The organism is Sporolactobacillus sp. BBK16-2, from assembly GCF_059878335.1.
Genome location: NZ_CM187611.1, coordinates 396076 through 408665 on the forward strand (window position 1 = coordinate 396076; position 12590 = coordinate 408665).

Here is a 12590-nt window from a genome sequence, read left to right on the forward strand (position 1 = left end):
TAGAAATTTTATATTTGGTCTTGAGGCTATGAGGCTAGCATCAGCTTGCCAGTGATGAACAGTTAAATTTCTGATCTTTTAAGAGCTTAAAAAAATTTTAAAGGAGTTATGAACGATGAATGAAATTACTGTGTATACAACCAATACTTGTCCTTATTGCCATATGGTGAAAAATTTTCTGAAACAACAGGGACTACCATTTAAAGAAATCAATGTGCAACAAGATCAGATTGCGGGCCAACGTCTTGTGGAAACAACCGGACAAATGGGTGTACCACAAACAAGTGTTAATGGTCAATGGGTACTTGGATTTGATCCTAATCGAATCATGAGTTTTGTTCATGCATAATCTTGCTTGACCGGCAATAGGTTGAAGAAATCAATCATTGACCAAAAAGAGAAAAGGAAACCCTCTTCTCAATTTTTGATTGTTGAGAAAACCTTGCACCATTATACCCTATGGGGTATAATGGTGCTGAACATTGGCGGATTCATCGCCATGAATACATGCACCCAGGAGGTCTCATTGTGAAACAGCGAATCATTATTGTCGGCGGCGTTGCCGGCGGTGCAAGTGTAGCGACACGGCTCAGGCGATTAAATGAAGAAAATGAAATTGTCATGTATGAAAAAGGCGCTTACATTTCTTTTGCTAATTGCGGGCTTCCATATTATGTCGGCGGTACGATCCGTGAAAAAGATGCGCTGCTTGTCGAATCGGTTGAGAACATGGTCAATGAATTCAATATTGAGGTGCACAACAACACAGAAGTGATTGATGTAGATCCGGATAAACACACCATTTCTGTGAAGGACGTGTTGAATGGAGAGGAGTCAACGGATCATTACGATCGTTTAATTCTTTCAACAGGTGCCCGGCCGATTGTGCCTAAGATTCCAGGACTTGATCAAGCGGATAATGTTTTTTCTGTACGAAATATACCCGATGTTGAACGTATTAAAAATTATATCGATACTCATAAAGTGAGCAAGACTACTGTGATTGGCGGCGGCTTCATCGGATTGGAAATGGCTGAAAATCTCGTTGATCTTGGACTTGAGGTCACAATTATTGAGGCCAGTCCGCAAGTTATGGCACCGCTTGATTTTGAAATGGCGCAATTTGTCCATGAACAGATCGAACTTAATGGTGTCAAGCTCATCGTAAACGATGGGGTTGCTCGCTTTTCTGATAATGGCCATAAGGTTGTGCTAAGCAGTGACAAAGAAATAGACACAGACCTGACGGTGATGTCCATCGGTGTTTTGCCTGACAGCAGGTTGGGACAAAAGGCCGGTGTGAAGACGGGCATTAAAGGCGCGATTGTCGTTAACGAGCATTTTGAAACAAGTGTTCCAGATATATTTGCAATTGGCGATGTGATTGAGGTTAAAGATTTCATTACAGGAAATCCAACGTTAATTCCGCTCGCTGGCCCAGCCAATCGTCAAGGAAGATTTCTCGCTGACTATCTGAATGGATTGGATGCTAAGAATCCTCCTGTACAAGGAACAGCTGTGGCCAAGGTTTTTGTACTCACAGTAGCGACGACTGGAAAAAATGAGCGCCTTTTGAAGAAGGACGGCATCGCTTATCAGGTGATTCATTTACACCCGAATTCACACGCCGGCTACTATCCGGGTGCAGCGCCAATAGAATTAAAAGTTATTTATAATGAACAAGGAAGAATTCTCGGAGCGCAGGCGATCGGTACGGAGGGTGCGGACAAACGAATTGATATGATTTCTGCGGTAATGCGCATGAATGGATCGATTGAAGATCTTCAAATGATCGAAGTGGCCTATGCGCCGCCTTATGCATCAGCGAAAGATCCTGTCAATTATGCAGGTTATATCGGCGCGGATATACGAAAAGGTTTAGTGAAAACCGTTGAGTGGCATGAGGTCGATGCGCTTCTAGATAAAAAGGCGTATTTCTTAGACGTGCGCGAAGATTTTGAACTTGCTGCAGGAAAACTGCCGGGTAGTCATCATATTCCTCGGGGCGAATTAAGAAGACGGCTTAATGAACTTCCTAAGGATCAGCCGATTTATGTTTACTGCTCTGTTGGGCTTCGCGGCTATAATGCGGCCCGTATTTTAGATCTGAATGGTTTTGATGTGTACAATCTTGACGGTGGATTGAAGACTTATGAACAGGCTAAATATCAAACAGGTGCATCGCAGTCTCGTGTGTCACATGCCGTGAAAACAGAAGCAGCTTCAGCGGCAGCTGAGCAAGCACCACAGTGTACAAAAATTGAAGTCGATGCGTGCGGGCTGCAGTGTCCGGGTCCGATTCTCAAAGTAAAACAATCCATCGATAAAATGAATAATGGCGATTTGCTACAAGTTCAAGCGTCGGATTTTGGTTTTCATAAGGACATTGTCTCCTGGGCAAATGCAACAGGCAATCAATTGCTGACCAACGACATTGTCGGAAGTAAAGTTGTTGCGACGTTGAGGAAGGGGCCGAAAAGCAATAGCGAACCAGCACCAACCATGATACAAGATGCATCCAGTGCTGGCGGCGCCACGACGATGGTGGTTTTTGATGGCGATTTGGATAAAGCGATCGCAACATTTATTATTGCGACCGGAGCGGCTGCAATGGGCAAACCGGTTACACTCTTCTTCACTTTCTGGGGGCTAAATATTATTAAGCGGCATGCCAATACGAAGATCAGCAAGTCGGGAACCGATAAACTGTTCAGTATGATGCTGCCGAAAAATGCGAATCATCTGCCACTGTCGCGAATGAATATGGCCGGCATGGGACCGAAAATGATTAAAAAGGTCATGGCTGGCAAGAATGTTGACAGTCTTGATGTGATGATCGAGCGTGCGAAACAGCTTGGGGTAAAAATGGTTGCCTGCACGATGAGTATGGATCTCATGGGCGTTGCACGTGAAGAAATCATCGATGGTGTTGAATTTGGCGGTGTTGCCAGCTATTTAGGCGAAGCAGCAAAATCAAATGTGAACCTATTTATTTAATCAAATCAAATCATTGAATAAGCCCCCTTATTGATAAGGGTAGGTCATAGATTAAACGCGTAGGTGCGAGATTCCTGCGGGATTGCTCCGATTTGCTTGGCTTTAAAAAATAAGTTGAATAATATACCTGTATCGGTATAAAAGGAGGCAGCTCATGGAGTATACAGCACAAATGACCAATCGATTGAAACGGATTGATGGGCAAATCCGTGGAATTATTCACATGATGGAACAGGGTGAAGACTGCCGCAGTGTGGTCACCCAGATGACGGCTGCACGGTCAGCAATGGATCGTGCACTGGGTCTAGTCATTGGCAAGAATCTTGAAGCTTGCTTGCGGGAACAGATTGAAAACGGTGAAGAGTCAGCAGAATCAATCATAAACGAAGCGGTTCAAATGCTGGTGAAAAGCCGTTAAGGGATCATGATGAAGTGAATCCAACGGCATAAGGAGGAAATCAGTCATGAGATGCATGTTCTTTTGTAAACCCAAAATTAAGAAGATAAGTACTTCAGAGCTAAAGGAAGTCTATCTGCCGAGTAAAAAGGGTAACTATTTTCTTGACGTACGCACAAAAGCAGAATTCAGTGGTCAGTCAATTCCGGGTTTTGTCAATATTCCATTGCAAACCCTGCACAATCATCTCAATAAGATTCCGAAAGAAAAAGAAGTGGTTGTCATTTGTCAAAGCGGTATGAGAAGTTCGATGGCCTGTAAGCTTTTGAAAAAAGCAGGCTATGAAAAAGTGACTAATGTGCGTGGCGGAATGAATCGCTGGTTTTAATTTTTTATTGGGAAAGATATACCCACATAGGTATTCAAATGCGCGGTTTTTGATAAAAAATAAAAAATTGTTTCAAGGAGGAAACCTGCATGTATGAAGAGTGGACACCCGAAGAAGTAGAGCAACGGATACGCAGTCATGCGCCTGTAAGTATTATTGACGTTCGCGAACCATTCGAATTTGTTGAGGGGCACATTCCTGGTGCCAAGAATATTTCGGTTAATAGAATCCAGAATCGACTCAATGAAATCAATAAAAATCAAGAACATATCATTGTTTGTCATTCCGGAAGCAGAAGCGGTGTGGCTTCTGCCATTTTGTCCGCAAGTGGATTTAAGGTCAAAAATATGACAGGCGGGATGATGAGCTGGCACGGACCGATCGAATTTTAAGGAGGGAAACTCAATGAAATACGTCATTATTGGAGGAGTTGCCGGCGGTATGTCGGCAGCCACACGTCTGCGCCGATTGAATGAAGATGCGGAGATTATTGTTTTGGAACGCGGACCTTATGTTTCTTTTGCCAATTGTGGGCTTCCCTATTATATTGGGGGAGTGATTAAAGAACGGTCGAAACTGCTTGTGCAAACGGCAGAAAAGCTGTATCAACGTTTTCGTCTGGACGTGCGGACGGAAAGCGAAGTGACGCGTATTGATCGAGAACAAAAGAAGGTGGTCATTGGTCATCATGGAAAGACTTATGAAGAGACCTATGATGTGCTGATTCTCTCAACAGGCGCGCACCCGATGCGTCCGCCAATTGAAGGAATCGACCAAGCGGACAATTTGTTCACGCTGCGCGACGTTCCGGACGCTGAACGTATTGTTCAGTATCTGCAGCAGCATCAAGCGGGTCGTGCGGTGATCGTTGGTGCCGGCTTTATCGGCATTGAAATGGCCGAGAATTTGGCAGAACGCGGAATTAAAGTGACGATTGTTGAACGAGAGCATCAAGTCCTTCCTCCGCTTGATCCGGAAATGGCGATTATGATCGAAGCTGAACTGAAAAAGCACGACATTGAGGTGCTCAAAGGAAAAACAGTAATGGGCTTTGAGAAAAAAGGTGCGGTTCTTGTTCTCGATGACGGCACGCGCAAGCAGACGGATCTGACGCTATTATCGGTCGGTGTTGTTCCAGAGTCATCCTTAGCTGATCACGTGGGCTTGGCGCTTGGCATTCGTCGAAGCATATCGGTGAATGATCAATTACAGACTAGTGATCCAAACATCTATGCCATTGGAGATGCAATAGAGGTTGCTCAAACTGTCGGCGGTCGGGCAGCAGTTATACCGCTTGCTTCTCCGGCTAATCGGCAGGGGCGCATGGTTGCTGATATTTTAAGTGGGATGAAACGTAGTTACAAGGGAACTCTGGGTACATCCATAGTGAAAGTCTTTGATTTGTCTGCAGCTGTAACCGGATTGAGTGAGAAACTATTGCAGCGATTCAATATCCCCTACGAAGCGCTGCACACGAGCCCGCCGGATCATGCAACCTATTATCCGGGCAGTTCGCAGATGACGCTAAAGCTGCTCTTTGATCCTGAATCTGGAAAGATGCTGGGTGCACAGGCGGTTGGCGAGAAGGGAATCGATAAGACTATTGATGTACTTGCCACAGCAATTCATGGACAGATGACTGTCAATGATCTGACCGAATTGGAACTAGCTTACGCTCCGCCATTTAGTTCGGCAAAAGCACCGATTAATTTGATCGGCTATGCTGCAGAAAATTTGTTGGACGGCAATGTGCAGAATATTCAATGGAACGAAGTAGATCAGCTTGTGAAACAAGGAACGATACTTATTGATGTTCGGACAGAGCAGGAATATGGGAACGGAACCATCCAGGGGGCTATGAACATTCCTTTAGACGATATTCGTGAACGGTTAAGTGAGATACCGAAAAATTGCGACCTGATTGTGACGTGTCAGGTAGGCCTTCGCGGCTATCTAGCGGCGCGTATTCTTGCTCAGAAAGGCTATTCGGTAAAGAATCTGGATGGAGGCTACAAACTGTACCATAACGTTTTCCCGGAAAAAGTAAAGTGACAAGATTCTGATAAAAATCAATCATATCTGCCGATTAAGTGGATCTGGTCTATTAAAAGAATGGGAGGACACCTGTAGTAAATCATAGGTATCCTCCTTTCACGGCTTAATGTATGCGTAACCACTGCTTTGTTTTTCCACTAATTCAACAACTCCTGCGGGAATAACAGATACAAATGCAAATAGTTCTTCCTTAAGTATGTGATGCGCATTCAAGGCATTCCGGCAGGCAACAAACTGAACGCCCTGATCCTTCAAACTGTTCATCTGATTGATAAATTCTTCAGACTTATAGCCAATGACAGCCACACCATTAGCCAGCACTTCGACCTCAGCGGTCATATCCGCCAGAAGGTTTTTAACATTTCCAAGCAGCAGAGGCGACTTTTCTTTTTCATCGATATGGAAAATGACATGATCCATAGTTCCCGTCTCCCTCCACTTCGTCTTTCTGTTTAATATAATACAACAGTCTTTGATAATACGAGAAATACGTCAAATTTTTTTAAAACCGTACATAGGCTTAATAAAAACCAGTTTTTAATTCATAGGTGTGTTCCATTGAGCGATTATCGCCTTTTTCATAGAAAGAGATGATCTTGATACAGTGGTTACTCTAATCGTTTTTTCTATTCTGATCATTAGTTTTATATTGGTAGAATGGCGCAGTCTTAATAGACTAGAAGATTAATATGATACAATTTATTCGATAAGTAGGCGAAAAATCTAAAGTCAACAAAAAATCGTTGAAGTGGAGGAATAAATCTTTGACTGTTCAACCGTTAAACCCGGTCGCTATTCATCTTGGTCCGATTCAAATTTATTGGTATGGTATTATTATTGCCTGCGGTGCGCTGCTTGGTTTGATGATTGCTTTGCGTGAAGGCGACAGAAGGGGTATTCCCAAGGATACATATGTCGACCTTATTATGTTTGCCGTACCGATTGCCGTCATTTGTGCACGTATTTATTATGTTGCTTTTGAATGGTCTTTCTATTCGCAACATCCGTCACAAATCGTTGCTATATGGAACGGTGGCATTGCTATTTATGGCGCTTTGATTGGAGGGGCAGCCACGACGATTGTATTTTGTCGTATGCGTCATCTGTCGTTCTGGAAGATTGCCGATGTTATTGCACCGAGTGTGATTCTCGGACAGGCACTTGGACGTTGGGGCAATTTTATGGATCAGCAGGCTCACGGTGGTCCGACGACCCGAGCTGCGCTTGAGAATATGCATCTTCCGGATTTTATTGTCAATCAGATGCTGATTAACGGCACCTATTATATTCCGACGTTTCTATATGAGTCGGTCTGGGATATTGCAGGATTTATCCTCCTCCTTATACTAAGGCGGGTGAATTTGCACCGTGGTGAGCTTTTTATGTCCTATATCATTTGGTACTCGCTCGGTCGCTCGTACATTGAAGGTCTAAGGACAGACAGTCTGATGCTAGGGCCACTGCGTGTCTCTCAATGGCTGGCAATGGTACTAATCATTATCGGTGTCGGGCTGATCCTGTTCTGGAGAGTGAGAAAAGAGAAACGTCCTTATTATCTTGATACTTGATCATTTCATGAGCTAATAGCACAATCAGTTATGTTCTTATAAATGTGAGATTAATTCTTTGATTCATAGTTATTAGACTATGAAATATAAACCGGCTCTTGCAGTTAAATAGACTAAAAAATAGCCATAAAACCTGAACTGCCCCCCTTAAGTTGGACAAATGAAAGTTCAACTTAAGGGGGGCAGTTTATTTAAGGGTGGTTTTGATTACTCGATCTATTGTATTTTGTGGTGTGGTTTACGTTAATATAATCGCAATCAATTTTATTTGAGAGAGGTAATCTATGCCCAACAAAATATCTGTTTCACAGGCACGTTGTGAACTGAAAAGTCCAAATAGGAAGACGTACTGGCCGCGGACGCTCAAGGTCATAAAGATGAAACAATTGAAAAAGGGATTATCTCTTTAACAAATACTTAGGGGCTTCACATGCTGTTTCAACACGAAGAACATCTGGCAACACGCAAAAAGAAGGGAAGGACTCGACGGCGCTGATCAGAGTTAAAAAACAGTGCCGGCAGAATGTGAAACCGACGATTGCTTATCTGCCGTGTGATAGATAGCGGCGATGAGCGCTAAACTTTCTTTTAAGCAAGGTACCATCACCTGATCTTTTTGTGGATTAAATGCTGATAAATTTTTTCTGTCACAAGGCAGGTGAAGAATTATAATGAAGTAATGAAATTGAACTAATGCTACAAGTAATTGAAGGGAAGTGATGAAATGAAACCATTGAACGAAAGAAAAATTCGAGGAAATTCTGATGCGACTCGACTGTTATTCATTATGGAAGGACTGCTTGTCGGTTTGCTGGCAGGCGGAGCGGTCAGTTTATTCCGCTTGTTCATTGAATTATCCTTACATTTTTGGCAATATCTCTATCGGATGGTGCCGACACATCTTTGGTTAATTGCTGTCTTTATTCTCATTAATGGTATCCTCGCGTTAATTATTGGCATGTTCGTTCGTTCTGAACCCAATATTATGGGTTCAGGGATTCCTCAGGTAGAAGGGCAGCTTGCCGGTGATATAAAAATGAATTGGTGGCAGATTTTATGGAGAAAATGGATTACCGGGATACTTGGCATTGGTTCAGGGTTATTTCTGGGTCGGGAAGGTCCTTCTATTCAATTAGGTGCCGCGATTGGTCAGGGCGTGGCGGAACGAATAAACTCAATTGAATCGTCGCGGCGGGTTTTTATTGCGTGCGGTTCTGCGGCTGGTTTATCCGCAGCTTTTAATGCGCCGATGGCCGGAACGTTGTTTGTATTGGAAGAGGTCTATCACAATTTTTCTCCCCTTGTGTGGATGACGTCTTTGGCGGGGGCCATTGGCGCGGATTTTATCTCGTCAAACTTTTTTGGACTTGTTCCGGTGCTTCAACTCCACTATCAGGCAAGTTTCCCACTTTATTTGTATGGGCACCTTATTTTACTGGGCGTTGTGCTGGGCGTGCTTGGTTTTGTTTATCAAAAGGTATTGCTTTTTATGCCTCGTGCCTATGCGGCAGTTGCACCAAAACTGCCCCGTCATTTTCACGGAATCATTCCCATGCTGCTTGTGATACCAATTGGAATTTTTTTGCCGCAAACCCTTGGCGGGGGAAATCAGTTGATTTTAGATGTTCGTAACCTTCCATCGGTTGTTTGGATTCTTTTCTCATTGTTTGCACTTCGTTTTATCTTTTCGATGGTTTCCTACGGATCGGGCCTTCCCGGTGGTATTTTCTTGCCTATTTTGACTCTTGGTGCGCTGATTGGGGTTGTCTATGGTACATTAATGGCGCAGCTCGGATTGATGCCGAAGATTTATATTATGAACTGTGTCATTTTTGCCATGGCCGGTTATTTTGCGGGGATTGGCAAAGCACCCTTTACGGCAATTATTTTAATAACTGAAATGGTGGGAAATCTTGAACACTTGATGCCGCTTGCAGTAACCTCATTTGTTGCCTATGTTATTGTCGATGTACTTGGCGGCGCGCCAATCTATGAATCACTTCTAGAGCGGTTGAATCTGGGGAAAAAGTTAAATCAGCTGAGCGGTAAAAATGACCGATTGGAGTTTCCGGTGTTTGCCGGCAGCCAATTGGAAAAAAAGCTCATTCGTGATATCCATTGGCCAAATGACGTCTTGCTCATTGGTATTCGTCGTGGTGAGCGCGAAGTGATTCCTCATGGAGATACGTTGATTCATTCAGGGGATACGCTGATTCTGTTGACAGATCGCAATGAGCGCAGCAAGGTTAAGCGGATGTTGCACGAAATGAACACAATGGGTACATGATTCAGTTCATAATTTGTGCTACAATTAAGGCAATAATTTAATCGGTGATGATGTTCGCCATTAACCGCTGTACATTTGCAGCTGATAACGTCTGTCTCATTCCCCGTAAGATGGGGAGTCATTGAGGCAGGCGTTTTTTAATTGTTACCATTTAAACAAGTTAAAAATAGAGGCGATAAAAGATGGAACAGTTGCTGAGAATAGTTGTTAGTGAAGAGATGGGAGTGAAACAATGGCTGCTTCGTTTCCTATGGGAAAAGGGGTTCCCCGGGCTGACCATTCGACAAAGTGAGATGAGCCTTGATGAAAGGGGTCTACGGCACGTCAGTGTTCTGGAGGACCAATTATATAATGATTTGGCACTTATTATTGAGACAGTAGCGGATGAAACGTTGATTACATCGATATTGCCGCAATTAAAAGAACGGCTGAAGCATGGGCAAATTTGCGTCACAAACGGATTGGAGGGTGATAAGATGAATGAACATCGCTATTATACAGTGAAGGTGTATACGAAAGAAGATAATACATGGTTCAAAAAGGAAGAATACGAAAAAGTGTTGCTTTTCTTTCAAGAAAAGAACGCGATATGGACATCCATGACCAAAGGAATTGCCGGCTATGGCAGGAATCGAGTGATTCATACTCAGAAAATGTTTTCGTTGGGCGGCAAAATACCGGTTGTGATTGAATGCGTTGTTAAGGGTGACTACTTGAATCAATTGCTTGCCGAGTTAAAAACAATTGTTGAAGAAGGAACCATTTTTACAACGCCGGTTCACTTAATTGAAAATAAATAGAAATGATTAAAATGGGGAGGATTTTTAGGTGTATTATGTATTTCTTGTGATCTTCGGCATACTTGGGGCGATTTCTCGCTATTCAATTAGTCTTGTGATTCACGACACGGCGTTTCCATTGGCAACGCTCTTGATCAATGTCCTTGGCTGTTTTTTACTTGCATTCATCACTCAGTTTTTGTCACGCATCCCGAAACTGTCAAGCCGATTGGTAACAGCGATTGGAACTGGATTCGTCGGTTCCTTCACCACCTTTTCAACGTTTTCACTTGAGTCGATGCACTTAATTCAAACCGGACAACTATTCGCTGCCTTCCTATATCTTTTGATGAGCGGATTGGGCGGATTTATGGCATGCGGGCTCGGTTACCGATTTAGTAAGTGGCTTCTGATTCGTGGAAGAAAGGGCGTGCTCCAACATGCTGATTAATTATTTAATGGTTGCGCTAGGCGCTTCATTTGGCGTTCTTGCTCGAGTGATGCTTTCCAATGAAATAAAGCGTAGATGGACGCGTGTGTTTCCATTGGCAACATTCATTGTTAACTTGAGCGGTGCGTTTGCGTTGGGTTTGCTCAACGGAGTTGGTGTAAGTCCGACGCTTTCGCTGCTTCTCGGTACGGGATTTATGGGTGCCTATACAACATTTTCTACCTTTAATGTGGAAAATGTTGAGTTGAGCAGACGGAAACATTATTGGTCGCTCTTTTGTTATGCAGGTTGCTCCTACGTGTTTGGCCTATGTGCGGTTTATGCGGGTATTCTGATTGGAAATGTTGTGCAAGGAGGATAATTGAAAGATAGTGCCGGAGAAGTTAAGAAAGCTTCTTCGGCACTTGAACGTTCAGCGTTCGTGACAGTCTCCGGGCAATTAGCAGGTCCGCCTTCTTTAGACGAATAGATCGTTGCCACAGGTGCTGTTGATGATAATTGACTGCTTTCCCTTGTAAATCGGCCATTCCGAGAAGGTTAGGAAAAAATCATAATAAAAGCGATTTCAAATTTGCTAATCAGTGTGATTGCTTCTTAATAACGAACGGTCTTCATTCATTTGCAGCTTGAGATCCAGCAGAATTTTCGTGACACGTATTCATACAATTCATTTCCAAGACATGAGAAAAAGTCCGTATTAATTATTTATGTAAGCGCTATTATAATTAAACCGTAAAGAGATAAGCATGAATCAAGATCATGTTAGTCAATTTGTTAAAAATGACTGATATGAAGATTCAAAAAAGTTTTAAAATAGAGGAGAGATTGAAAATGGTTAATTCTTCATGGCTTGGATTAAAAAACAAGGTAATCATTGTGACAGGCGGCGCATCCGGAATTGGCAAACATATTGCGCGTACACTTAAGGATACAGGCGCCCAGGTTGTTGTAGGTGATCTGAATGCGGAGACTGGTTCGCAGGATGAAGAAGGAATTTACTATGTTCAGCTCGATGTTACAAAAAAGGCAAGTGTTGAGCACTTGGTTGATCATGTAGTCGCTAAATTTGGAACTGTTGACGGACTTGTCAATAATGCGGGGATCAATCTTCCAAGATTGCTGGTCGATTTTAAAGGTGAAAAGCCGGAATATGAGCTGGATGAAAAAGCATTTGACCTCATGATCGGCGTGAATCAAAAAGGTGTATTCTTCATGACTCAGGCCGTTGTTCGAGAATTTCTAAAGAAAGGCTCCGGTGTCGTGGTGAATACGTCTTCTGAAGCCGGCATGGAAGGATCAAATGGTCAAAGCTGTTATTCTGCAACAAAAGCGGCAGTTAATGGATTTACGCGTTCATGGGCAAAAGAGCTTGGCAGCCATCATATCCGTGTCGTAGCAGTGGCACCCGGAATTAATGAAAAAACAGGACTAACAACAGACGCTTACAATGAAGCGCTTGCCTATACAAGAAACATTACGGTTGATCAGTTGGTAACGGATTATGCGAAAGCCATTCCTCTAGGCAGACCGGGTCGACTGGACGATATCGGTAATTTGGTCACTTATCTGCTGTCTGACCGCGCCGATTATATTACTGGAACGACGATTAATATTACAGGCGGAAAATCGAGAGGCTGATCATCGCCCGCCTCTCCGAGTTCGGCAATA

General features: G+C 43.3%; 13 protein-coding genes and 1 riboswitch. Of the genes, 12 read left to right on the forward strand and 1 reads right to left on the reverse strand.

Going from position 1 to position 12590, the window contains the following annotated elements; genetic code table 11:
- Positions 1 to 115: 115 nt before the first annotated feature.
- The 6 genes from AC6F33_RS02095 (at position 116) to AC6F33_RS02120 (ending at position 5834) form a co-directional block, all read left to right on the forward strand.
- Complete coding sequence (locus AC6F33_RS02095; protein ID WP_255748283.1) at positions 116 to 349, forward strand: glutaredoxin family protein; 234 nt, start codon at positions 116 to 118, stop codon at positions 347 to 349.
- Between the two features lie 179 nt (positions 350 to 528).
- Positions 529 to 2997, forward strand: coding sequence for an FAD-dependent oxidoreductase (locus AC6F33_RS02100; RefSeq protein WP_255748284.1), 2469 nt, complete (start codon positions 529 to 531; stop codon positions 2995 to 2997).
- Positions 2998 to 3151: 154 nt separating this feature from the next.
- Positions 3152 to 3415 carry a metal-sensitive transcriptional regulator gene (locus AC6F33_RS02105; protein WP_255748285.1) on the forward strand — a complete coding sequence of 88 codons (264 nt, stop codon included), beginning with the start codon at positions 3152 to 3154 and terminating at the stop codon, positions 3413 to 3415.
- 46 nt (positions 3416 to 3461) lie between these two features.
- Positions 3462 to 3782, forward strand: coding sequence for a rhodanese-like domain-containing protein (locus AC6F33_RS02110; RefSeq protein ID WP_255748286.1), 321 nt, complete (start codon positions 3462 to 3464; stop codon positions 3780 to 3782).
- Between the two features lie 89 nt (positions 3783 to 3871).
- Positions 3872 to 4174, forward strand: a complete 303-nt coding sequence (locus AC6F33_RS02115; RefSeq protein WP_255748287.1) for a rhodanese-like domain-containing protein — start codon at positions 3872 to 3874, stop codon at positions 4172 to 4174.
- 13 nt (positions 4175 to 4187) lie between these two features.
- Positions 4188 to 5834 (forward strand): FAD-dependent oxidoreductase, encoded by a 1647-nt coding sequence (locus tag AC6F33_RS02120; RefSeq protein WP_500777613.1) that lies wholly within the window; start codon positions 4188 to 4190, stop codon positions 5832 to 5834.
- A 99-nt stretch (positions 5835 to 5933) separates the two neighbouring features.
- Here the strand turns inward: AC6F33_RS02120 and AC6F33_RS02125 are convergent, their stop codons facing one another.
- Positions 5934 to 6257, reverse strand: a complete 324-nt coding sequence (locus tag AC6F33_RS02125; RefSeq protein WP_255748290.1) for a DsrE family protein — start codon at positions 6255 to 6257, stop codon at positions 5934 to 5936.
- Between the two features lie 344 nt (positions 6258 to 6601).
- Between AC6F33_RS02125 and lgt the strand changes: the two genes are divergently transcribed.
- The 6 genes from lgt to AC6F33_RS02155 all read left to right on the forward strand — a co-directional run bounded on the left by lgt (position 6602) and on the right by AC6F33_RS02155 (position 12560).
- Positions 6602 to 7405 (forward strand): prolipoprotein diacylglyceryl transferase, encoded by an 804-nt coding sequence (gene lgt, locus AC6F33_RS02130; protein ID WP_255748291.1) that lies wholly within the window; start codon positions 6602 to 6604, stop codon positions 7403 to 7405.
- Between the two features lie 724 nt (positions 7406 to 8129).
- A complete protein-coding gene (locus tag AC6F33_RS02135; protein WP_255748292.1) occupies positions 8130 to 9692 on the forward strand; it encodes a ClC family H(+)/Cl(-) exchange transporter in 1563 nt (520 codons plus the stop codon).
- A 34-nt stretch (positions 9693 to 9726) separates the two neighbouring features.
- Positions 9727 to 9793, forward strand: a riboswitch (Fluoride riboswitch).
- Between the two features lie 81 nt (positions 9794 to 9874).
- A complete protein-coding gene (locus AC6F33_RS02140) occupies positions 9875 to 10492 on the forward strand; it encodes a DUF190 domain-containing protein (RefSeq protein WP_500777614.1) in 618 nt (205 codons plus the stop codon).
- Between the two features lie 28 nt (positions 10493 to 10520).
- Positions 10521 to 10922 carry a fluoride efflux transporter CrcB gene (crcB, locus tag AC6F33_RS02145; protein WP_255748295.1) on the forward strand — a complete coding sequence of 134 codons (402 nt, stop codon included), beginning with the start codon at positions 10521 to 10523 and terminating at the stop codon, positions 10920 to 10922.
- Positions 10912 to 11283 carry a fluoride efflux transporter FluC gene (locus AC6F33_RS02150; protein ID WP_255748296.1) on the forward strand — a complete coding sequence of 124 codons (372 nt, stop codon included), beginning with the start codon at positions 10912 to 10914 and terminating at the stop codon, positions 11281 to 11283. Before crcB ends, AC6F33_RS02150 begins: the two co-directional genes overlap by 11 nt.
- 470 nt (positions 11284 to 11753) lie before the next feature.
- Entirely contained in the window at positions 11754 to 12560 is an 807-nt protein-coding gene (locus tag AC6F33_RS02155; RefSeq protein ID WP_500777615.1) for an SDR family oxidoreductase, read from the forward strand.
- Positions 12561 to 12590: the final 30 nt, after the last annotated feature.